Genomic DNA, 23,076 nt, shown 5'->3' on the forward strand with positions numbered 1-23,076 from the left:
TTGATATTTAGGATTGGGTGACGACCTTATGACCGAAACGGTTCCATCGACAGCAGATACAATTCAGGACTTTAAGGATGCCTTTCTCTTCCTTGAAGAATGGACTGACCGTTATGGGTATTTGATCGACCTTGGCAAAAAGCTGCCTGATTTCCCTAATGAACTTAAGACCGAAGAGAATTTGATGCAGGGCTGTCAGTCGCAGGTCTGGTTGATCTCTTATATGGAGGGGGATCGTCTGCGTTTTAAAGCCGCAAGTGACGCAATGATTGTAAGCGGGCTGATTGCGCTGATACTTGCTGTATATGATAATCACACACCGCAGGAAATCCTTGATACTGGATCAGATTTCATTGAAGAGTTGGGCCTAAGTAAACATTTATCTCCATCGAGAAGCAATGGACTTCATTCGTTGGTGAAGCATGTTATGGCCGCAGCCAATCGGCATGCAGGCTGACGGATACTATTCATAAACCCTTTTAAGTAGCACTTCGACGGTGTAGGCTGGCTTTCCAACTAACAAGAAGCGCTAAATGCGCATGGGGAGGCATGTCTGTGAAACGCTTGTTAATCGCTAATCGGGGCGAAATTGCTATTCGTGTGTTTAAAACAGCCCGTGATTTGGGCATTGAAACCTTCGGGATATATCCAGAAGACGACAGTGATGCGTTACACGTAAAGATGCTGCCTTCTCGCACTAAAATATCTGGTGAAGGAGCTGCAGCATATCTCGACATTGAAGAAATCCTATCCGTTGCAAAAGAACTAAAAGTGGATGCGATCCACCCTGGTTATGGATTTTTAAGCGAAAGCGCCGAGTTCGCCTCCAGATGTGAAGCGGAGGGAATTCTGTTTGTTGGCCCCACAGCTCAGACGCTTTCCGCTCTATCTGATAAAAGCGCTGCAAGGGCATTGGCTGTTTCAAATGATGTATCTGTGCTGAAGGGCATAAATAAACCGGTTACTGCTAATGAAGCGGAGCGGTTTTTTAGTGAGCTGAGTCCTGGATCTGCCATGTTTATCAAAGCGATTGCTGGTGGCGGCGGGCGTGGGATGCGACTTGTCACCGAAACAAGGTTAATACAGCAAGCATTCGAAAGTGCTGAACGAGAAGCCCGGGCATTTTTCGGGTGTGGAGATTTGTATGTAGAGCAGTTCATGCCAAACGCACGCCATATTGAAGTTCAAATCCTTGGTGATGGCGAGGATGCGGTACATTTCGCAGAGCGGGAATGCTCCTTGCAAAGACGAAATCAGAAAATTATTGAAATGGCGCCGGCGCAAGACTTGTCTGATTTGCTAAGAAAACAGCTTTATGAGGCGTCCATTCGAATGGCCCGATCGGTGGCTTATAAGGGGTTGGGTACTTTTGAATTTCTGGTTTCTAAAGATGGCAATCAATATGCTTTATGGAAGTAAATCCGCGGATACAGGTTGAGCACACAGTTACCGAAGAAATATTTGATCTGGACCTTGTGGAATTGCAGTTAAGGGTAGCAAGGGGTGAAAGCATTGCTGACCTTTCCATCGAAGCGGAGAGCCGTGGATCGGCAGTGCAGCTTAGAGTAAACGCAGAGTATTTTGGATCTGATGGTCAGCCACGACTTTCCGGCGGAACTATTACAAGGCATGAATTGCCGCAAGGTCGTGGGATCGCGCGGAAAGTTCGGCATATCTGGGGTGGCGCGCAAATCCGCGATACGATTCACTGCTGTCCAAAATTATTATTAGTGACAAGCAAAAAACCGTTAGACAGTTGTTGAGAAAGGCTCAATCGGTTTTGGACGATTATCAAATCGAAGGCGTTGAGACCACCATTCCCTTTCTGCAAACTGTTCTGAAACAGGAGGATGTGCTCGTATCTCCCGTTACCACAACTTACATTGATGACAATTTTGAGAGATTATTGTCGGCTATTTCACAGAAAAAGAGGATTTTTGATAATGAGGTGTCGCCTCAGCTCTCTTCTGATGACGCTGAAAAGGACGACTGTGCTGCCTTAGCCCCGCTTCCAGGAACATTGATCAAACTTTCGGTCGCCGTTGGTGATGCGGTGAAAAAGGGACAAGAAATCGCTGTATTTGAAGCGATGAAAATGGAGCATCTGGTTCTTGCTTCGCATGCTGGTACAGTAAGTCATGTCTATGTCAGCGAAGGCTCTACTTTGGATGAGGGAGCTGCTCTCTTGCGTATTGAACCTACGGCGACTGAAACTCAGGAGGAAATAGAAGAAACAGAAATAGATCGGGATTTTATCCGACCAGATCTGGCAGCCTTGTTAGACAAACGAAGCAGACTACTGGACGCTGCGCGACCGGAAGCTGTTGAAAAGCGGCGCAAAACAAATAAAAAAATGATCCGCGAAAATATTGAGAGACTGGTTGATCCGGGTAGTTTTTCTGAATATGGCGGTTTTAATCTGGCAGCACAAAGATCCAGACGATCTGTTGAAGAATTGGAAAAATTAAGCCCCGCTGATGGTATGGTAGCGGGAACCGCAAGCATCAACGCAGACCAGTTTGGGAGTGATAAATCTAACTGTATAGTGCTCGGGTATGATTATACCGTTTTTGCCGGTACACAAGGCGGTATGAATCACAAAAAAACGGATCGGTTATTTCATCTGGCGGAACAACGGCAACTACCAATTATTTTTTACGGTGAGGGGGGCGGTGGACGCCCGGGGGATGTCGACATATATGCTGCATCTACACTCGATGTGCCGACATTTCAAACCTATGCTCGTCTGTCAGGCCTTGTGCCACGAATAGGTATAGCTTCCGGAAGATGCTTTGCGGGGAACGCTGCGTTGATGGGAGTTAGCGATATACTTATTGCAACAAAAGACACGTCCCTTGGCATGGGCGGCCCGGCAATGATTGAAGGGGGCGGCCTCGGAGTGTTTGCGCCAGAGGAAGTGGGGCCGGTGTCTGTGCAAGCACCAAACGGGGTTATAGATATTGTTTGCGAAAACGAGAGTGACGCAACGGATATGGCTCGGAATGTATTGTCATATTTTCAGGGAGAGACAAGCGCTTTCACGAGTGCGGATCAACGGGATTTACGCTTTGCGATACCAGAAAATAGACTTCGGGTTTATGATATTCGAAAAGTGATAAATATTTTGGCGGACGTGGACAGCGTCGTGGAACTTAAAAGTGCTTTTGCACCCGGAATGTTAACCGGCTTTTTGCGGATCGCTGGGCGTCCACTTGGATATATTGCAAACAATCCAGCGCATCTGGGAGGTGCCATTGATGCAGACGGTGCCGAAAAAGCTGCCCGGCACATCCAGCTATGCGATGCTTTTGATATACCGATTTTAACACTATGTGATACGCCTGGATTTATGGTTGGGCCAGAAGCTGAAAAAACGGCTCTTGTGCGTAAGACGTCTCGTTTATTTGCGGCGGCCGGCAGCATAACAGTGCCGGTTTTCACGGTTATATTACGCAAAGGATACGGACTCGGCGCTCAGGCGATGGCGGGAGGGTCTATGCATGCACCGTTTGTCACACTTGCATGGCCTACCGGCGAAATGGGGCCAATGGGGCTGGAAGGTGCCGTAAGGTTGGGGTTTCGAAAAGAGCTGGCGGCCATAGAAAACAAAAAAGAGCGTCAGCGAATGTTTGAGGAAATGGTGGCGCAGGCTTATGAACGTGGTAAAGCAATTAACGCAGCCGCTTATATGGAAATTGATGATGTAATTGATCCCGCAACCACCCGGGACAGATTGCTGCAAGCCATCAACGCCGCAGGACCTGCTATGCCCCGTTTTGGCAAGAAGCGTACGTTTGTCGATACGTGGTAGTCTTACAGATCGTCTGAAGCTTGGTGTGCAAACGGTTTCAGGCGGGCTTTAAAGTGCTGGATGAAATCTTGAAGCAATAGCGACCTGGGATGAAATTTCGGGTAAAGGATATCAAGACGAAATAACATTTCTGGTTCAAAAGGTCTGGCAATCAAGCCCCGTCCTGTATATTCAGCAGCGTCAATTGAACTAACAACTGCCGCTCCCACTCCCTGCAACGCCAATAGACATGCGGTTGCAAATTGCCTGACTTCAACTTTTGCGTTAAGGGATGCACCGCTTCGGTCAAATGCGGATTTTAGTCTGTGATGGAAGCGGTTTTCACGATCTTGTACGATCATGGGCATATTATGAAGATCTTCGGGGCGAATGACACGAAGGCTGGCTAGTGGATGCTGCGGGGACATTACGCAAAAGGTGCGAATATCTACAGATTCGTGTTGTATTGCGCTATGCCCCTCAAACTCATCCGCCACGCCAATGTCATATTGTTGGGCGGCAATCCACTCTCGAACGCGTACTGCTGATCTTGTTTGGATGGACATTGTGACGTCGGTGCGATCTTTTAAAAAGTCTGCGATCACTGTTGGCATAAGAGACGTTGCAAAGCCTGACAGGCAGGCAATCCGTAAATGACCTGCTTTCTGGTTTCGAATATCTTCAGATAAACGGGAAATATGTTCCAGGTTCGAAACCGCCCGTTCCACTTCTTCAAGAAGGAAACGCGCTTCGTAAGTCGGGTATAGTCGGCCTTGCCGGCGTTCAAAAAGAGCCATTCCCATGGCGCTTTCAAGACTTGCAATTAGTCGACTAACTGCTGGTTGGGAAATGCCAAGTAGCTTGCAGCCGAAGTAACCCCGCCGGTCGACATCACTGCCCGAAAGGCTTCAAGTTGTCTAAGCCGAATCATGAGGCTTCTCCATCAAATATTCAGTAGTTCATAACTTAATGTTATGGACTTATTCTGGGTCTTTATCAAGAGTGAAGAAAAATGAAGGAGAAACGCAAATAATTTACTGTTGTCATGAAACGGTCATTGAACGATGTGTATTTCCCCGTATTGTGTCGGAGGGAGGAAAGATGCCTCCGTCGATCAAGAATTAACTGAAGCCTTTAAAAAGCTTCAAAATGGCATCAATCAATAGGGATACTATTATGTCAATTATGAAAAAACTCGTTGTGCCTGCGACACTTGCAGCACTGGCTTGCAGCACAGCAATTGCAAATGCTGCGACTGAAATTCACTGGTGGCACGCAATGGGCGGCACCAATGGTGACCGTGTGAACAAGATCGCTGATGATTTCAACAAGTCTCAGTCAGAATATAAAGTTATCCCAACTTTTAAAGGTAATTATACTGAAACGATGACATCTGCTATCGCCGCATTCCGCGCGAAGAAGCAGCCACATATCGTTCAGGTTTTCGAAGTTGGTACTGCGACCATGATGGCAGCAAAAGGTGCTGTATATCCGGTCGAACAAATGATGAATGACGCTGGTGAGAGCTTTGATAAGTCCGATTATCTTCCAGCCGTGATCAGCTACTATCAGACTTCTGGTGGTGAGTTGTTGTCCATGCCATTTAACAGCTCTACCCCTGTCCTGTGGTATAACAAGGATGCTTTCAAAAAAGCTGGTATCGAAAGTGCTCCTGCAACATGGGCGGAGATGAAAGAAGCGTCCGACAAGCTTCGGGCCGCTGGATATAAATGCGGTTTTTCATTTGGTTGGCAGTCATGGGTTATGGCTGAAAACTTTAGTGCCTGGCACAATATCCCAATGGGAACCAAAGAAAACGGCTTCGCGGGAATTGATACTGAATTTTCATTCAACAATGACGCTGTAAAAATGCATTGGTCCAACCTTGCTGCTTGGACAAAAGACGGAACCTTCGTCTATGGTGGTCGTCGCGGCGACAGTCTACCAATGTTCATTAATCAGGAATGCGGTATGTGGATGAATTCATCTGCATATTATGGCTCTATCAAATCTCAAGCCAAGTTTGAGTTTGGACAATCAATGCTGCCTTACTACAAGGACATCATCGAGAAGCCACAAAACTCAATCATTGGCGGTGCGACACTTTGGGTTCTGAAAGGTCAGGACAAAGGGGATTACAAAGGCGTTGCAAAATTCATGAGTTACATGGCTTCACCTGAAGTGCAGGCTTGGTGGCATCAGGAAACCGGTTATGTGCCGATTACAAAAGCTGCATATGAGCTTTCTAAGAAACAGGGTTTTTATGAAAGCAACCCAGGAACAGACACAGCGATTAAACAGCTGAGCCTGAATACTCCGACACCTGCCTCTCGCGGTATTCGCTTTGGTAACTTTGTACAAATCCGCGATGTGATTAACGAAGAAATGGAAGCAATCTGGTCTGGAGACAAAACCGCTGCTGAGGGCCTCGCGGCAGCTCAGGAACGGGGTAATGCATTGCTTCGCAAGTTCGAAAAAGCGAATAAATAACACCTCCCTGATCCCGCCGTATGAGCTAAACTCTGCGGCGGGTCTTTTTGAACAGGTTTAAATTTTAGATGTTAAAACGCGTTCATTTCGAACCATCGTTATTGCCTTATTTGCTGGTGTTGCCACAAATCGTAATAACGATAGTTTTTTTTGTTTGGCCAGCCAGTCAGGCCCTTTACCAGTCTCTTCTGGTTGAGGATGCCTTTGGTTTGTCTACCCAGTTTGTCTGGTTTGAGAATTTTGAAGAGTTGTTTGCAGATCCCCATTATTGGGACGCATTTCAACGGACTTTTCTGTTTTCATTTTTGGTCGCTGCTCTGTCCATGGCATCTGCCTTATTGCTCGCAGCGATGGCTGACCGAGTAATCAAAGGTTCTGGTTTTTATCGGACAATGCTGATTTGGCCATATGCTGTAGCGCCCGCTGCAGCAGGTGCCCTATGGTTCTTTATCTTTGATCCAACCTTAGGTGTAATGCCCTACATTCTTCAGTTTTTTGGCTATGAATGGAACCACAAAATTTATGGCAATGAAGCGATGGCGCTGGTGATTTTCTCTGCGGCCTGGAAGCAAATTGCCTATAATTTCCTCTTTTTCCTGGCCGGATTACAATCCATTCCCAAATCTCTGATCGAAGCTGCGGCAATTGATGGTGCGGGTCCAGGGCGCCGTTTCTGGACTATCATTTTCCCCTTGGTCTCACCAACCACGTTCTTCTTGTTGGTGGTGAATGTTGTTTACGCCTTTTTTGAAACGTTTGGAATAATTGACGCGTTGACATCAGGGGGACCTGCCAACGCCACACAAATTCTTGTCTACAAAGTTTACAATGATGGCTTTGTGGGACTTGATCTTGGGGGATCTGCCGCTCAGTCTGTTATTTTGATGGGGATTGTGATTGGTTTGACAGTAGTGCAATTCAGATTTGTCGAGAAGAAGGTGTCTTATCAATGATTGAAAACAGACCTTTTCTCAAATTTATTGAGCATTTGGTTCTTATACTAGGTGTTCTTGTTGTTGCCTTTCCATTATGGATGACCTTTGTCGCAGCCACACATGACGCAGCTCGAATGGGTCAGGTTCCACTGCCAGTTCTACCCGGGCCTCATTTCTTCAGGAACCTTGATGTGGTTTTGAATGAAGGGCTGTGGGGCGGCGATGGCTCAGGTGTTGGTTATATGCTGGTTAACAGCATGATCATGGCCCTGCTGATTGCGTTTGGTAAGATCGTTATTTCACTCACATCCGCATTTGCGATTGTGTATTTCCGCTTTCCATTTCGGATGGGCTTTTTCTGGTTGATATTCATTACGCTTATGCTGCCGGTCGAGGTCAGAATTCTGCCGACTTATGAAGTGGTCGCGAAACTTGGCATGCTGGACAATTACTGGGGGCTAACTGTTCCTTTGATCGCATCTGCGACAGCGACCTTTATGTTCAGGCAAGTGTTTTTAACTATCCCCGATGAATTGCTGGAGGCGGCGCGTATTGACGGTGCAGGACCATTCCGGTTTTTCAAGGATATTCTTGTGCCAATGTCCCGCACAAACATAGCGGCTTTGTTTGTGATCCTGTTTATCTACGGTTGGAACCAGTATTTGTGGCCACTTCTCGTAACAACCGATCAAAGCATGTATACGATCGTCATGCAGATAGGCCGCATGCTTGAGGGGGCAGAAGAGGCGCCGCAGTGGCATCTGATCATGATGACGGCTTTGCTGTCGGTGATTCCGCCAGTGCTGGTCGTACTGTTTATGCAAAAATTATTTGTTCAAGGTTTGACAGAAACCGAAAAGTAAGAACTGAAGGTATGAAATGGCGAGTGTAACGCTTGATAATATACAGAAAACCTATCCCAACGGATTTAAAGCCATTCATGGTGTCGACGTTGAGGTAAAGGACGGGGAGTTTTTGGTTCTGGTTGGACCTTCCGGTTGTGGCAAGTCGACACTGTTGCGTATGGTTGCAGGACTTGAAACAGTGACCGATGGCAGTCTTAAGATAGGCGAGAGGGAGGTGAATAATGTTGAACCTTCCAAGCGTGATATCGCAATGGTGTTTCAGAATTACGCCCTGTATCCGCACATGTCGGTATATGCCAACATGGCCTATGGACTAAAAATAATGGGTCTTGGAAAAGCGGAAATTGATGAGCGGGTAAAAAATGCAGCAAGTATTCTTGAACTTACAGAGGAACAGCTTGAACGCAAACCCCGCGAGTTAAGTGGTGGCCAACGCCAACGCGTGGCCATGGGCCGTGCAATTGTTCGCAAACCGAGCGTATTTTTGTTTGATGAACCTCTTTCCAATCTGGATGCGAAGTTGCGCGTACAGATGCGGGTAGAAATCAAACGCTTGCAGGAAAGTCTTGGCATTACAAGTATCTATGTGACGCATGATCAGGTGGAGGCCATGACATTGGGGCATCGGCTCATGGTGTTGAATGGCGGTAATGTGGAGCAGCTTGGCACGCCTCTAGAGCTATATGAAAAGCCGGCTTCTCTGTTTGTAGCCCAGTTTATCGGCTCACCTGCCATGAATATCGTTGATACAAAAATGCACGAAAACGGTAATGAGGTCACTATAGCGCAAAATGTGTCGCTAGCCCTCGGAGGGGGACGTCTTAAAGATCGAGCTGGACAGGCGTTGAAACTGGGAGTTCGGCCAGAGCACTTAGTGATATCAGAAGAAGGTGCAAATACACTGCCGCTCATTGTAACTCTAGTTGAGCATCTGGGGGCTGATACGCTTATCCACGGTCATTTTGGAGATGATAAGACCGATCTGACTGTGAGGTGTTCTGGCACCCAAAGTGTAAAGGTCGGGGAAAAATTGCCAATAACTGCCAGCCTGGATCATATTCATTTGTTTGACCCCGCGACAGAAAAGCGGATTGAATTTTAGATTCAGGAATTGCAGGTAAAGAGGCTCCGCTTAATTGCGGGGCCACTTTCCTTTGTAAGGTTTGAGCAAGGCGCGTTCAACCATATGCAATCTGTCTTGCCCATAAAACATGTCACCCCCGACGAAGTAAGTGGGTGATCCAAATACGTGGCGTTTTATTGCCTCGCTTGTGTTTGCCTTGTAAATCTCCTTGATTTCAGAAGTTTTCGCCAAGGCGAGAAGTTCATTCCCGTCCAGTCCTGCACGCTTGCATATATCTTTCAGGTCTGCCTCGTTGTCTAAGTTGGCATCTTGGACCCAATGAGCATACAGGATTGTGTTTGTGAGCAGTTCCATATCCGCACCTGCTTTGTCAGCAGCGATCAGCAGGCAATTTGACAGGGTAATGTCATTACCATGATGCGTGGGAATTCTGTCCATCATTTCAAGGCCGCGATGTTCTGCCCAACGGATCATTTCGCGTCCAAAGAATAATCTTTATGTGCCTGACTGCGTTCTGTAAAACTCTGTGAACCGGCGGCGGGCATTACTGCCCTTAAGTCCATCGGAATATATTTTATGGTTGCACCGGTTCGTCTTGCAACGGCATGCAGTTCAGCATTTCCCAAATATGCGTAAGCTGAATAAGACGCGTAATAGTATTCAATTTCCATTCTTATTTCCGGTCTTTGGTCAAGGTGCGTGAGACGGCATCTTTCCAGTTTTCATATAGAGTGTTACGTGCATCATCTGTCATGGATGGCGTAAAACGGCTTTCCTGTTGCCAGAGTTTGGAAAATTCATCCGGTTTTGGATAAAAGCCAACTTGCAAGCCTGCTACATAAGCTGCCCCCAGTGCTGTGGTTTCCAAAACGATCGGGCGATCAACAGGTGCACCTGTCAAATCGGCCAATCGCTGCATTGTCCAATCTGAGGCCACCATGCCTCCGTCAACACGTAGAATGGTATCAGCAGTTCCCTGCATATCGCCCATCATTGCCTCGAGCAAATCTCTTGATTGGAAGCAGACACTTTCAAGCGCTGCCTTGGAAATTTCTTCAGGACCAGTAGCGCGAGTTAGCCCAAAAATTGCGCCCCGACAATCCGCATCCCAATAGGGTGCCCCCAAGCCGACAAAAGCTGGAACCATGATGACATTTTGTTCAGAGTCGGCTTGTTGAGCCAGCTTTCCACTGTCGCTTGCTTTTTCAATGATACGCAATCCATCACGCAACCATTGCACAGCTGATCCTGCGACAAAAATTGACCCTTCGAGTGCATATGTGGGAGTGCCATCTAGTTGATAGGCAATTGTCGTAAGCAGTTTGTTGTTGGATTTTATTGGAGTTTCGCCCGTATTGATCAAGGCAAAACACCCTGTCCCGTATGTGGATTTCATCATCCCAGGTGTAAAGCAGGCCTGTCCTATTGTCGCTGCTTGCTGATCGCCGGCAATACCCGCAATTTGGACACTCTTTCCAAAAATTTCCGGTGCCGTCTGACCAAAATCAGCGGAGCAGTCTTTCACTTCGGGAAGCATCGCTGCAGGAATGTTCAAAATTTCCAACAACTCCTTATCCCATTCACCTGAATGAATATTGTAAATCAGTGTCCTGCTTGCATTTGTCGCATCAGTTGCATGGACCTTGCCGCCTGTAAGACGCCAGAGGAGAAAACAGTCAACAGTACCAAAGGCTAGTTTCCCAGCCTCAGCTTTTTCTCTTGTGCCATCTACATTGTTCAATATCCATGCGACTTTGGTGCCGGAAAAGTACGGATCAAGAAGGAGGCCGGTTTTTGAAGTGAAAGTTTCTTCCAGACCTTTGCCTTTAAGTTCCTGACAATAATCTGATGTGCGCCGATCCTGCCAGACAATGGCGTTATACAGAGGCTCTCCAGTCTCTCGATCCCATACAATTGTAGTCTCTCTTTGATTGGTAATACCAATAGCCACAATATCCGAGATATCTGCACCGGCATTTTCGATGGCTTCTTTACAGGTTGCAATCGTACTGGTCCAGATGTCTTCAGGATTATGTTCGACCCAGCCAGAAGCAGGAAAGTGTTGTGGAAACTCTTGCTGTCCACTTGCGACGACATTTGTTTGTTGATCAAACAGAATTGCGCGTGAGGATGTCGTGCCTTGATCAATCGCAAGAACATATCGAGACATAGCCGTTTTCCTTCCCTGTACCATTTTCTATATTTTCGAATTTATCAGCAAATAACCGACAAATGAAAAAAAATGAAGATTAATTTCAGCTTTATGGCTGACTGGAGGTAAAACCATCGGCTTCGGTAATTTTTACAATTACGTCATTTTCATCGCAGATTGATTGCAATCGTTTGGGAAGAGGTTTGTCGGTGACCATAAAATCCAGCTGTTCAAGATGTCCGATACGAACAGGGGCCGAACGTTCCAGTTTCATGCTGTCAGCTACCAGTATTGTATGGCGTGCGTTTTCAATAATCGCTTGCGCAACCTTGACTTCCCGGTAGTCATAATCCAGCAGCGAGCCATCTTCGTCTATTGCCGATGCACCGATAACGGCGTAATCGACTTTAAACTGTTTTATGAAATCCACCGTTGCTTCACCGATAACGCCGCCATCAGTTGGACGAACAACCCCACCAGCCACAATCACTTCAAACCCGGGCGTACCAGATAAGATGTTTACAACATTGATATTGTTCGTAATCGCCATCATGCCTTCTTTGCCTCTTAGCGCAATGGCGACCTGTTCCGTGGTCGTGCCGATATTAATAAGTAAGGTGCAATTATCCGGAATGAGGCTGGCAGCAAGAACCCCAATGTGACGTTTTTCTTCGACAGCAAGGAGTCTGCGGGCTTCATATTCAAAATTTTTAACACCCGATGAAAGGACTGCACCACCGTGAACTCGCTGAAGAAGGTCTTGTTCACCTAATTCGTTTAGATCTTTGCGAATGGTTTGCGGGGAGACATTAAAATGGGCCGACAATTCATCAACGCCGACACGTCCATCTTGCCGTAACATATTCATGATGTCCGTTTGCCGTGGGCTGATTACATCCATACTTCCCCCCAATTTGTAATTATCCTTTAGCTTAAGAAATTACCGCAAAGCGTCAAAAATCACAATATAAATCAGTACTTATGAGTTCCGTCCAGAGGTTGGAAAACGCCAAAACGCACAATCTTTGTACTTGGTAAATAGGGGATAGCTAATTATGCTTTTGCCTGTTTGGTTTCCAGGGTGCAGTAAATTTAAGGAAAATAATATGCGACAGCGCGAAATAGTGGGAAATAAGGTTTCGGCAATTGGATTTGGATGCATGAATTTGTCTTCAGGTTATGGGCCAGGCCCGGACGAAGCTTACGGTGCCAGGGTTCTAAATGAGGCTTTGGATGCCGGATATTCTTTTATGGATACAGCTACGGTTTATGGACTGGGCAAAAATGAACAACTGGTTGGAAAATCTATCGGGCATCGTCGGGATGAATTTTTTCTCGCCAGTAAATGCGGGCTTCGTGGTGACGCTAACGGAAATCGGGAAATTAATGGTCGCCCGGAAGTCATATTGGAATCTTGCGATGCATCTTTGAAACGCTTGGGGGTGGAGCAGATTGATTTGTACTATCTTCATCGCATGGACCCAAATGTTCCAATTGAGGATACCGTAGGCGCTTTTGCCCAATTGGTTGACGCGGGCAAAATTCGGTATGTTGGTCTTTCAGAAATTTCTGCTGACATCTTGCGACGGGCAAATGCGGTGCATCCTATTGCCGCGGTTCAGAATGAATACTCACTATGGACACGTAATCCGGAAATCGCATTGCTGGATACCTGTCGGGAGTTAGGAGTAACATTCGTCGCATTTAGTCCAGTGGCCCGACAATTTCTAACAGGGAAACTTCAGGATGTAACAAACTTTCACCCGCAGGATATTCGGGTAACCATGCCGCGTTTTCAGCCGGAGGCTTATAGTAAAAACTTGGAATTGCTGGAAGAGTACGCAAATCTTGCACAGGAAACTGGCTGTACTATGGCCCAATTGGCAATTGCCTGGTTGCTGGAGCGCGACGAGAATATCATACCTATTCCGGGAACGACAAAACTTGAGCACATGTATGAGAATGCCGGTGCGGATGGCGTTCGTATCAGTCCTGAAGTCATGCAGTGTCTGGATAAGCTAATTAATCAGAATACTGTTGTGGGCGGCCGGTACGATGATCGAGCCGAAGCAACAGTATTTACCGAGAATTTCACCTGATAGCATACTTCTTTCGCGTAAGGGTGGGAGGCGATGCTTTCCACCTCTTATTGAAGGTTGAATTCTTTTGCAAGGAGCTCGTATGATTTGAGCCGAGCTTTATGGGAGTGTGTGATTGTCACAACTACAGCTTCATTGACTTGGTATCGGTTCAAGGTATTGATCAGTTTTTCCTTCACTTGGGAAGGAGTGCCTACAATATTGCGTCTGGCGTGAAAGGCTCGGCGTTCTTCCTCTATCGGTGAATAGTTATAATTCAAAGCTTCTTCAACGGTTGGGACTGGTCCGATTTTTCCGCTGTCCAAGCGTGTGCGCCAAAGGTCTCTGCTACTTGAGAGTTCCAAGGCTTCCTCTTCAGTTTCGGCGCAGATAACAAAAATTCCGATATTACCAACAGGCTGTCGAGTGACGCCAGATGGTTGGAACTGTCGCTGGTAGAGGGACATTATTTCAGGCCCATTCTCGTCAGTAATGAAATGTGCAAATGAAAAAGGTGTGCCAAAATGTGCGGCTAGTTGCGCTGACTGATCGCTGCTACCAAGCATCCAAAGTCGAGCAAAACTATCAGGAATTGGGGTTGCTTTCACTCTCTTTAAAGGATGTTCGGGATCAAAACTACCCCCTAAAAAACTGATGAGGTCGCGAACTTGCGAAGGATATTCTCTCGGGCCGCGAGGATGGTTTCCATAAGCCAATGCATGGGCAGTGATTTGGTCACTGCCCGGTGCACGGCCGATGCCCAAATCCACTCGTTCTGGATATAGGGTTTCCAGAAGGTTGAAGACCTCCGCGACCTTGTAAGGCGAATAATGTGACAGCATCACGCCGCCCGAGCCAATCCGAATTCGATTGGTCTCCGCCCCAATTCGGGTCAGCAGAATTTCAGGAGCAGATCCAGTCAAGCCAGATGAATTATGATGCTCCGCAACCCAATATCGATGATACCCAAGCTGATCTGCTAGCTTTGCAAGTTCCAGCGTTTCTTCAATTGCCTGTTTTGCTGTAGTTCCGCTTCGGACGGGACTTTGGTCAAGTACGGATAGTTTGAAATTGGTCATTCTTTTTTTCTTTCTTCGCCCTTCGCTTAATTTGGAGGGTGACCCGTCTGGTGTCAATGTTCGTGTTGAAATCTGTCATGTGACAGTCATTTTCCTGCAACGAAGCTGTAGCTCAGATTTTGTAAGTATCACGCAAAGTTAGTTTAATAGTGCCGGAGACATCGTAAATGCGTGAAGAGAAGTTGGGGAAATTAACTGTTCGACTTGCGCGATCAGATATGGAAGTTATCGCTGCTCAAAAGTTGCGCTATAGGGTCTTCTACGAGGGGATGGGGGCCAGACCTACCGAATTGGTTGAGAAGTTGAGGATGGATATCGATCCGTATGACGCAATATGTGACCATTTACTGGTTATTGAAAATGAAGCTGACCCAAAGCGAGCCAAGATTGTCGGAACATATCGATTGTTGCGAAAATCTATCGCTAGAAAGCATGAAGGCTTCTATTCAGCAGATGAATTTGATTTAAGCGCACTTCAAAATTACCCTGGTGAGCATGTGGAGTTGGGGCGTTCGTGCGTTGATCCTTTGTATCGCGGAAAAGCAATCATGCAGCTACTTTGGCGTGGCATCGCTGACTATCTAAAGGCGTATGATATCAGTTTAATGTTTGGGTGTGCCAGCTTTCCCGGAACTGATGTGTGTGAGTTTTCATCCGCACTGACATATTTGAACCGTTTTCACAAAGCACCTAAGGAGTGGCGGCCGGTGGCTGTTGATAACCGCTATATTTCCATGAAGCGAATGACCCGCTATCAACTCGATGTGCGTCAGGCTATGCGAGAAATGCCAGCCTTAATCAAAGGGTATCTGAGGGTTGGTGGCGTTGTTGGCAAAGGGGCCGTGATCGATTATCAATTTAATACGATCGATATTTGCTTGATGGTGGAGACTACAAATATTACAGGGCGATATCAACGACATTTCATGCAAAGCCAACCGAATTTGTGTCACCAGCAGCATATATAGAAATTTTCAGGTAGAAAAATTTAACTCTGGCCGGTTCTATTTTCCTAATTTATGATTTTGTTAAATTAGGGGGGCTGGCAATGGTCACATTCGTTAAAGCAGGATTATTTGGAATTTTTATTATGTGTTGGTCAATGATTGCCAACGCGACAGATATTAGCTTGCGGGCGTTTGAGGGGGTTTGGGAAGGGAGTTCTGTTTCAGAATCCAGTAGCAGTACAGCATTTCCTGTCTCGGTTCGGGATCTGGATGTTGAAATTCGCAATGACACTGAAGGCGGCTTTCGCCTTGTTTGGAGCACATTGCAGCGTCAGAAAGGTAATCCCTCTAATCCGAATGAAGTTGTAAAGAAAACGGAGCGCTATTTTGTGCCAAAAGTCCCAGGGAAAGTTTGGCATATGAGCCCTCAGGAGAACCTGTATGAAGGTGGTGTTGTTTCGTGGGCATCTTTGCAAGAGCAGACATTAACGGTCTATAGCATGTCTTTGCGAGAGGCTGGTGGTTACGACATGCTAATATATTCCCGTAGTTTGACGGGCTTGAATATGAAGCTTGATTTTCGCGCAATGCGTAATGGCGAAGTCCGTCGGATCGCAAGCGGAACTTTGATCAAAAGCGCAGACTAAAACAGACTACCAGTCGCCTATCCCTGGAGAGATGTTGCGTGCTCGAGTGGCGTTATTGCTGTTGGTGGGTGGTGGGGCTGCTCTGTGGGTGCAGCCTGGTCGATCACAAAGACGGCAGGAAATTCCAACGGGCATAACAGTTTTGGGAGCTGCGAGGTTAATTCCATCCGCATATATCAATCTGTTCGCGTGGGAGATGTCGCACCCAATGCTGATCGCGTAATGCCGTTTGGGGTGTTTGAAGCCCAGACTTGGTTTAGTCACTGTTCGAGCAATGGAAAAGAATTGACCCCCGTCAGGCATCTCTGAGATTTGAGTGCAAATGACACCGGGTGTAAGGTAGGACGCATGAACAACCCATCTGGGGCACGCGCTTCCGTATCTAGGAATTCGTAGGCCGGACGCACTGAAACGTTTCGAAATGTTCCCAGCAACATCGGTGCGAATTAAATGGAAGGGAATACCGCTTTTTTCCGGTTTATGTAAGGTCGTTAATCGGTGACAGATCTGCTCATAGCTTGCTCCAAACTGTTGTTGCATTAACTCTATGTCATACCGCATGGTTTCAGCCGCTTCATGAAACAAGTCATACGGAAATAGGCAGGCGCCCGCAAAATAGTTTGCGAGAGCATCAAACCCTTTGGCTTCTGCGCCTTGAGCAAAAAGATTAGAGCTGCGGATAATTTTCCAGAACTGATCACCGAATTCGAGCTGACCTGCAAGAAGGGCCAGATGAAATTTAACGCTGCTTGGGGGCAGAGAGTTGGAAAGAATAAGGTGTTTTCTATTCTCGTCATAAAGGCTGATTTCCGTGTCATGGCGATCCTTGGTCGCATATTCTACTGAGACATTGAATTGTTTCAGTAGATAATCTGTCAGGCACTGGATGTTCGGCGGAGAAGCTCCCATTTTGGTATTGAGGTCACTAGCAGCCTGTTCGATATCTGGAAAATAGTTATTGTTCTGTTGAATGAAATCAGTGGCAGCATCAGCGGGAGACATAGTTGTTGCCTCTGAAGAATGACCGCGACCAGCAAAGCTGAGCATTTCGTTCACTGTGTCTGCAAGTGATTTACTGTCGTTAAATACTATATCCAGAAATTCCTGACGCTGTTCACTGTTCATGTCAGCGTTGTCTTTCATGATTTCCGCAAGCGAGAGAATGGATGTGACTAACGTGCGTAGACGAAAGGAGGAATCTGAAAGGAGGGTGTCTTGAGAGAGCCTCTCACTCATGTATTCCAAGTCGGCCACAACTGCTTTGTAGGATTGATAGAGTTTGATAAATGCTCGGCTGGGTGCGGGATGGTCGGCCACAAGGTTTGAAATTTCATCCTTGCTCAAATTTTCATCCTGTAAAACCGGGTCATGAAGGGCTTCTGTCAGATCCGCGAGCAGACGCCCATCTTGTTCGGATGCGAATACGAGCGGGTCTACTTTAAGTATTTGAGCCAATTTTAAAAGAATAGGTACTGTCAAGTCTCGTCGATCATGCTCAATTAAATTGAGATAGCTCGCTGAGATGCCAAGCTCAGCGGCCAGTTCGACCTGCGATAATTTTTTCTCGAGCCGCAGTCGACGAAGTTTCGCTCCCAAGAATGTTTGCTTTGCCATTTTACAATAGTTTACAAATTTACAATGATATATTTTCAAAATTAACATTAAAAATTGATTAAAATCAACGTTTTATTAGTAATGATCATAAAATTGTGAAATTTTTACATCTCCATAGCGATGTTATCATTGCCGTGTCTCCTCTTGTTGGAGTTGGCATCGGTCGCAGGAACCAAATGGGAGGAACATTTTATGACAGATAAAAGTAAATTTGATTTTTCACGTCGTGGATTATTGAAAGCTGGTGGTGCTGCTGGCCTGGTCGCCTCAACCCCCGCTTTCTTCATGCGTAATGCATGGGCTGCAAATTTCCGAAATGATCCAGGGGATGCGAGCTCAATTAAACTGGGCTTTAACGTTCCGCAAACTGGCCCCTATTCCGAAGAAGGCAAGGATGAGCTGCGTGCTTACAAGTTGGCGGTGAAGCATCTTAACGGTGAAGGTGATGGAGGTATGTTAAATACATTCAAGCCTTCTTCTCTTACAGGCAACGGTGTGCTCGGTAAAAAGGTTGAATATGCGACTGGTGATACTCAGACCAAGTCTGATGCCGCGCGTGCGTCTGCGAAACGTTTGATTGAGAAGGAAAAAGTTCTCATGATTACGGGTGGTTCGTCTTCGGGCGTGGCCGTTGCCGTTCAATCCCTTTGTCAGGAAGAGGGCGTTATCTTCATGGCGGGGCTAACGCATTCCAATGACACAACAGGCAAAGACAAACGGCGTTACGGTTTCCGTCACTTCTTTAATGCTTATATGTCTGGTCGTGCGCTCGGACCAGTTCTGGAAAAAGAATATGGCAAAGAACGTCGGGCTTATCACTTGACTGCTGATTACAACTGGGGTTGGACTCAGGAAGAATCCATTAAAAACACTACAGAAGAGCTGGGTTGGCAAACTGCCGCAACAGTTAAGACACCGGTTGGTGCAGGGGACTTCTCTCAATATATCACACCGGTTCTGAATTCAGGTGCAGATGTATTGATCCTGAACCACTATGGTAAGGATATGATCAACTCTCTTAGCCAAGCAGTTCAGTTTGGCCTGCGTGAAAAACAGGTGAATGGCAAAAACTTCGAAATCGTTGTGCCGCTGTTCTCTCGCTTGATGGCACAAGGTGCAGGCGATTCAATTAAAGGTATCCTGGGTACCACTAACTGGAACTGGTCACTGCAGGATGAGGCTCTCAAGCCTTCGTGAAATCCTTTGGTGCCGAATATGGTGCACCACCATCAATGGCAGCGCATACCTGTTACGTTCAAACTTTGCTTTACGCAAATGCTTGTGAAATGGCAGGAACATTCTATCCGCCCGAAGTAATCAAAGCGCTTGAAGGCTTCAAGTTCGATGGTATGGGCAACGGCCTCACAGAATACCGTGCAGAAGATCATCAGTGCTTTAAAGATGTTCTGGTTGTGCGTGGTAATGATAATCCAACCAGTCAGTTTGATTTGCTGAAAGTTGAGCAAATCGTACCTCGCAAGCAGGTTGAGTATGACTGGAAAATCTTTGGAGGCGAATTAGGCCCATATAAGGTCTAATTCCAGTATTGGCGGGCTGGTGAACTGCGGAAAGCCAGCCCGTTCTTTTTCCAAAGCTTGAAAATTGGCTGATAGGGCCTTTTCTTCTTCAGGATAGTTGTAATGGATGCTGTACTTCTTCAGATATTGAATGGTTTGGATAAAGGGGCGGCCTATGCGTTGATAGCGTTGGGCTTAACTCTGGTATTTGGAACCCTCGGTATCGTGAATTTTGCGCATGGCGCCCTGTTTATGCTGGGTGCGTTTTGTGCGGTTACTTTTAACAAACTGATGCTGATTTCTACAAAAGTAGAGGACACATCAGTTACACTCTTTAAGGCTTTTAAGGAAAAACCGTATCTCGAAATATGGTTCCCCGAGTGGGGACCTCTGCTGATACAGTATTCAGTGCCGCTATCCATTCTTCTAGCAATACCCTTCATGATATTGGTTGGATATGTCATGGAGCGAGGCTTAATCCGGCATTTTTATAAGCGTCCCCATGCAGAACAGATTTTGGTGACTTTCGGTCTGGCAATTGTCATTCAGGAAATTATCAAGGCTGTATTTGGCGCAAACCCAATCCCTCAAAATGCACCTGACCTGCTTTCTGGCAGTGCTGCTATTGGCACATGGCTTGGCTTAAGTGACGCGCTTGTCTATCCTTATTGGCGACTAGTGTATCTGGGATTTTCGGTTGTCATAATATTCGCCGTTTTTGCCTTCTTGCAATTCACAACCTACGGGATGGTGGTGCGCGCAGGAATGAGGGACCGGGAAACAGTAGGCCTCCTCGGGATCAATATCCAAAAGCGTTTCACGATTGTTTTCGCCATAGCGACTGTGGTTGCTGGACTCGCGGGCGTGATGTATACGCCAATTTTGCCGCCTGACTATCATATGGGTATGGATTTTCTTGTGTTGTCCTTTGTGGTTGTTGTCGTTGGAGGTATGGGATCCTTAGGAGGGGCAGTCTCTGCGGGTTTCTTGCTCGGGATTGTGCAGTCTTTTGCGTCCATGACGATCGTTAAGGAGTTTTTGCCAGGTATTGATCAGATCATAATATATCTGGTTGCGGTTGTTATTTTGTTGGTTCTACCCCGTGGTTTGATGGGGCGCGCCGGTGTGATGGATGATTAAAATGAAATTAGGTCCTTTAACTGATACCACCCGGTTCGTGTTATTCGCGGTTATTATCTTGGCGATGCCTTTGTGGCTCGAGCCTTTGGGTGGGAACTATCCGGATTTGCTGCAGCGTTTTGCCATTTACGGAATTTTCGCAATTGGATTTAATATCCTTTTTGGCCTGACAGGTTATCTTTCTTTTGGTCATGCTGCTTTTCTTGGCGTCGGTTCATACGCTGCGGTATGGTCATTTAAGCTACTGACCATGAATGCCTTACCTGCAATTGTATTCGGGGTATTTTTCGCTGGCATATTGGCTGCTGCAATCGGGTTCCTGAGCTTGCGTAGAACCGGAATTTATTTTTCAATTCTGACACTCGCGTTCGCACAAATGTCCTACAATCTTGCGTATTCAGTCCTGACGCCGATCACTAATGGTGAAACAGGGTTGCAATTGTCGCAGCAGGATCCTCGAATTATTGATAGCGTTTTTATTGAAGCTGGGTCAGGTTTGCCATCAACAAATCTATTTGGTCTCAAAATGAGCGGTTATCCCGGCTTTTACTTCTGTGCCGTTTTGTTGATCATCTGTTTTTATATTTCAATGCGGATTTTCAGGTCGCCTTTTGGATTGATGCTTCGCGGTATCAAATCAAACCAAAACCGAATGAGATATACTGGTTTGAACACGCGCCCCTACATGCTCACGGCTTTTGTAATCTCGGGTATGTATGCGGGTTTGGCTGGTTCTCTGTTGGCTATAACAGATCCTCTAGCTGGTGCAGAGCGGATGCAATGGACAGCATCTGGTGAAGTTGTGCTTATGACAATTTTGGGGGGTGTTGGTACCTTGGCGGGACCGATGCTTGGTGCAGGGCTCATTAAATATTTTGAAAATATTTTCTCTGCTTTCAATAACAATGTGCTGATGGAAATTTTTTCATTCTTACCCAACGCTGTCGCAGAAATAATTGTGCCTATTGTTGGTTTGTTTGTTGGAAGTGGCTGGCATTTGACCCTCGGTATTCTGTTTATGGTCATTGTAATTTATCTTCCTGGCGGAATTGTTGAGGGATTATCACGCCTTGCAAAATTCGCAGCTGGAGAGAGAAAAAGTTCAAAAATTGCTGGGGGGAATACTTCCCCTCAGGATCAACCGGGTGAATAGGGGGTAGTTGGTATGAGTGATTTGGTTCTTCACCTGGATAATATTCAGAAAAGCTTTGGTGGTTTGAGTGCTCTTTCCGATGTTAATTTACATGTGGAAGAAGGAACAACACATGCGATAATCGGTCCTAACGGGGCTGGAAAATCTACCTTGTTGAATGTCTGTATCGGTAGACTGAAGCCTGACTCGGGCCATGTCACTTTCAAGGGGCAGGAGCTGACTGGCCGTGAGCCGCATGAAATCGCACAGATGGGCGTGGCCCGGGTGTTTCAAACGCCAGAGATTTTCCCTGAAATGACTTTATTGGAAAACGTTATGTTACCGGCTTTTTCCAAACGTGATGGGGCTTTCAAGCTGAACGCTTATTCTGGATTGGCGCAACAGGGAGATATTCGGGATGAGGCAGAACATATTCTTGAAGATGTTGGGCTGGCTGATCAGATGTTGCAAGAAGCTGGGAGTTTATCCCGCGGTGATAAAAGGCGTTTAGAGCTTGGTATGTGCCTGATTTTGCGCCCTCGCCTATTGTTGCTGGATGAGCCCACTGCCGGTATGTCTCGTCATGATACAAACCGAACAATCGATTTGCTTAAGAAAATCAAAAGTCGTGGGATGACCAAGGTGATTATTGAGCATGATATGCATGTGGTTTTTAGCCTGGCTGACAAGGTTAGCGTGCTTGCGCGGGGTGAGATTATCGCAGGGGGTAAACCCGAAGATGTTCGCGAAAACCCCAAGGTAAAAGAGGCGTATCTGGGAGGAGCCCACTAATGTCAGAGCAAAATGCATTTTTTAGTGTTCGCGATATTCACGCCTATTACGGTGAGTCCTATATTGTGCAAGGGGTTTCTTTCGATGTAGAGGAAGGTGAAATAGTTGCCCTCCTTGGACGGAACGGAGCTGGCAAAACATCCACTTTACGAGCTTTGGCGCGGGTCGATGAGCCCGCTCTAACTCAAGGTGAAATTTATCTAAATGGGCAGGCCGTTCATGAAATGAAGAGCTATCAGGCGGCGCAAGCTGGGATCCAACTCGTGCCGGAAGATCGTCGAATAATAGGCGGGCTGACAGTTGAGGAAAACCTGATCCTCTCGCAAGTTGAAGAGCCAAAAGGCTGGGAGATTGAGAAAATTTATGATCATTTTCCTCGCTTGGGTGAGCGTCGTAATCAGGAAGCGACGACCATGTCTGGCGGTGAACAACAAATGCTTGCCGTGGCGCGGGCATTGGCACGGGATGTAAAAATTCTATTCCTTGATGAACCTTATGAAGGACTTGCTCCTGTCATCGTCGAAGAAATTGAACGTATTCTGATAGAGGTTCGTAAACTGGGCATCACGACGATAATTGTTGAACAGAATGCAGTCGCGGCGCTTCAATTGGCCGATAAAGCGCTCATACTCGATATGGGCAAAATCGCTTTTCGCGGAAGTGCACAAGAAGTGTTGGATAATCAGGAACTACGTCACGAATACTTAGCGATTTGATAATTTTAAAGTGGTTGAGATGTGTATTCAGTTAATGTGATTTAAGATCGCCAGCGTTTGACAAACGCCTCTGACTTGATACCAATAGGGGTTTCAG

Annotated in this window: 19 protein-coding genes and 2 pseudogenes; 14 read left to right on the forward strand and 7 right to left on the reverse strand. The window is 46.5% G+C overall.

All coding sequences use genetic code 11. The features are described from left to right. Window positions 1–28: 28 nt before the first annotated feature. Both JCM23214_RS14765 and JCM23214_RS26815 read left to right on the forward strand, forming a co-directional pair. Window positions 29–457, forward strand: coding sequence for a SufE family protein (locus JCM23214_RS14765; RefSeq protein WP_025899618.1), 429 nt, complete (start codon window positions 29–31; stop codon window positions 455–457). A gap of 92 nt (window positions 458–549) precedes the next feature. Then, window positions 550–3,811: pseudogene (locus JCM23214_RS26815) on the forward strand (acetyl-CoA carboxylase family protein). Between the two features lie 2 nt (window positions 3,812–3,813). Here JCM23214_RS26815 and JCM23214_RS21165 read toward each other — a convergent pair. Beyond that, window positions 3,814–4,641, reverse strand: a complete 828-nt coding sequence (locus JCM23214_RS21165; protein WP_267879425.1) for a LysR substrate-binding domain-containing protein — start codon at window positions 4,639–4,641, stop codon at window positions 3,814–3,816. Between the two features lie 325 nt (window positions 4,642–4,966). On the opposite strand from JCM23214_RS21165, the gene ugpB reads away from it, so the two are divergent. From ugpB to JCM23214_RS14795, 4 genes are all read left to right on the forward strand, one after another. Then, window positions 4,967–6,280 (forward strand): sn-glycerol-3-phosphate ABC transporter substrate-binding protein UgpB, encoded by a 1,314-nt coding sequence (gene ugpB / locus JCM23214_RS14780; protein WP_025899619.1) that lies wholly within the window; start codon window positions 4,967–4,969, stop codon window positions 6,278–6,280. 68 nt (window positions 6,281–6,348) lie between these two features. Then, a complete protein-coding gene (ugpA, locus tag JCM23214_RS14785) occupies window positions 6,349–7,233 on the forward strand; it encodes a sn-glycerol-3-phosphate ABC transporter permease UgpA (RefSeq protein ID WP_025899620.1) in 885 nt (294 codons plus the stop codon). Continuing rightward, window positions 7,230–8,078: a sn-glycerol-3-phosphate ABC transporter permease UgpE gene (ugpE, locus tag JCM23214_RS14790; RefSeq protein ID WP_025899621.1), complete on the forward strand. Its 849-nt coding sequence runs from the start codon at window positions 7,230–7,232 to the stop codon at window positions 8,076–8,078. Before ugpA ends, ugpE begins: the two co-directional genes overlap by 4 nt. A 16-nt stretch (window positions 8,079–8,094) precedes the next feature. Continuing rightward, entirely contained in the window at window positions 8,095–9,183 is a 1,089-nt protein-coding gene (locus JCM23214_RS14795; RefSeq protein WP_025899622.1) for a sn-glycerol-3-phosphate import ATP-binding protein UgpC, read from the forward strand. Window positions 9,184–9,213: 30 nt separating this feature from the next. Here JCM23214_RS14795 and JCM23214_RS21170 read toward each other — a convergent pair whose 3' ends face one another. The 4 genes from JCM23214_RS21170 to JCM23214_RS14810 form a co-directional block, all read right to left on the reverse strand. Continuing rightward, window positions 9,214–9,639 (reverse strand): 2-hydroxychromene-2-carboxylate isomerase, encoded by a 426-nt coding sequence (locus JCM23214_RS21170; protein WP_051548205.1) that lies wholly within the window; start codon window positions 9,637–9,639, stop codon window positions 9,214–9,216. After that, window positions 9,636–9,836, reverse strand: a complete 201-nt coding sequence (locus JCM23214_RS22775; protein WP_051548206.1) for a thioredoxin domain-containing protein — start codon at window positions 9,834–9,836, stop codon at window positions 9,636–9,638. Before JCM23214_RS22775 ends, JCM23214_RS21170 begins: the two co-directional genes overlap by 4 nt. A 2-nt stretch (window positions 9,837–9,838) precedes the next feature. Then, the gene (gene glpK / locus JCM23214_RS14805; RefSeq protein WP_025899623.1) at window positions 9,839–11,335 is read right to left on the reverse strand and encodes a glycerol kinase GlpK; all 1,497 of its coding nucleotides are present in this window, start codon (window positions 11,333–11,335) and stop codon (window positions 9,839–9,841) included. A 91-nt stretch (window positions 11,336–11,426) separates the two neighbouring features. Continuing rightward, a complete protein-coding gene (locus tag JCM23214_RS14810) occupies window positions 11,427–12,218 on the reverse strand; it encodes a DeoR/GlpR family DNA-binding transcription regulator (RefSeq protein ID WP_025899624.1) in 792 nt (263 codons plus the stop codon). Window positions 12,219–12,423: 205 nt separating this feature from the next. Between JCM23214_RS14810 and JCM23214_RS14815 the strand changes: the two genes are divergently transcribed. Beyond that, window positions 12,424–13,416 (forward strand): aldo/keto reductase, encoded by a 993-nt coding sequence (locus JCM23214_RS14815; protein WP_025899625.1) that lies wholly within the window; start codon window positions 12,424–12,426, stop codon window positions 13,414–13,416. 47 nt (window positions 13,417–13,463) lie between these two features. Here the strand turns inward: JCM23214_RS14815 and JCM23214_RS14820 are convergent, their stop codons facing one another. Beyond that, window positions 13,464–14,474: an LLM class flavin-dependent oxidoreductase gene (locus JCM23214_RS14820; RefSeq protein ID WP_025899626.1), complete on the reverse strand. Its 1,011-nt coding sequence runs from the start codon at window positions 14,472–14,474 to the stop codon at window positions 13,464–13,466. 167 nt (window positions 14,475–14,641) lie between these two features. Between JCM23214_RS14820 and JCM23214_RS14825 the strand changes: the two genes are divergently transcribed. Then, window positions 14,642–15,442 (forward strand): GNAT family N-acetyltransferase, encoded by an 801-nt coding sequence (locus JCM23214_RS14825; protein ID WP_025899627.1) that lies wholly within the window; start codon window positions 14,642–14,644, stop codon window positions 15,440–15,442. An 80-nt stretch (window positions 15,443–15,522) separates the two neighbouring features. Next, entirely contained in the window at window positions 15,523–16,068 is a 546-nt protein-coding gene (locus tag JCM23214_RS14830) for a hypothetical protein (protein ID WP_025899628.1), read from the forward strand. A gap of 6 nt (window positions 16,069–16,074) precedes the next feature. Here the strand turns inward: JCM23214_RS14830 and JCM23214_RS14835 are convergent, their stop codons facing one another. Then, window positions 16,075–17,682, reverse strand: a complete 1,608-nt coding sequence (locus tag JCM23214_RS14835; RefSeq protein WP_025899629.1) for a short-chain fatty acyl-CoA regulator family protein — start codon at window positions 17,680–17,682, stop codon at window positions 16,075–16,077. Window positions 17,683–17,874: 192 nt separating this feature from the next. On the opposite strand from JCM23214_RS14835, the pseudogene JCM23214_RS21175 reads away from it, so the two are divergent. The 5 genes and pseudogenes from JCM23214_RS21175 to JCM23214_RS14860 all read left to right on the forward strand — a co-directional run bounded on the left by JCM23214_RS21175 (window position 17,875) and on the right by JCM23214_RS14860 (window position 22,979). Next, a pseudogene (locus JCM23214_RS21175) lies at window positions 17,875–19,220 on the forward strand (substrate-binding protein). Between the two features lie 102 nt (window positions 19,221–19,322). Beyond that, window positions 19,323–20,339, forward strand: coding sequence for a branched-chain amino acid ABC transporter permease (locus tag JCM23214_RS14845; RefSeq protein ID WP_025899630.1), 1,017 nt, complete (start codon window positions 19,323–19,325; stop codon window positions 20,337–20,339). 1 nt (window position 20,340) lies between these two features. Continuing rightward, window positions 20,341–21,492 (forward strand): branched-chain amino acid ABC transporter permease, encoded by a 1,152-nt coding sequence (locus JCM23214_RS14850; RefSeq protein WP_037493741.1) that lies wholly within the window; start codon window positions 20,341–20,343, stop codon window positions 21,490–21,492. Window positions 21,493–21,504: 12 nt separating this feature from the next. Continuing rightward, window positions 21,505–22,263 (forward strand): ABC transporter ATP-binding protein, encoded by a 759-nt coding sequence (locus tag JCM23214_RS14855; protein ID WP_025899632.1) that lies wholly within the window; start codon window positions 21,505–21,507, stop codon window positions 22,261–22,263. Further along, complete coding sequence (locus tag JCM23214_RS14860) at window positions 22,263–22,979, forward strand: ABC transporter ATP-binding protein (RefSeq protein WP_025899633.1); 717 nt, start codon at window positions 22,263–22,265, stop codon at window positions 22,977–22,979. Before JCM23214_RS14855 ends, JCM23214_RS14860 begins: the two co-directional genes overlap by 1 nt. Window positions 22,980–23,076: the final 97 nt, after the last annotated feature.

The sequence above is a fragment of the Sneathiella glossodoripedis JCM 23214 genome (assembly GCF_000616095.1).
GTDB classification, from domain to species: domain Bacteria; phylum Pseudomonadota; class Alphaproteobacteria; order Sneathiellales; family Sneathiellaceae; genus Sneathiella; species Sneathiella glossodoripedis.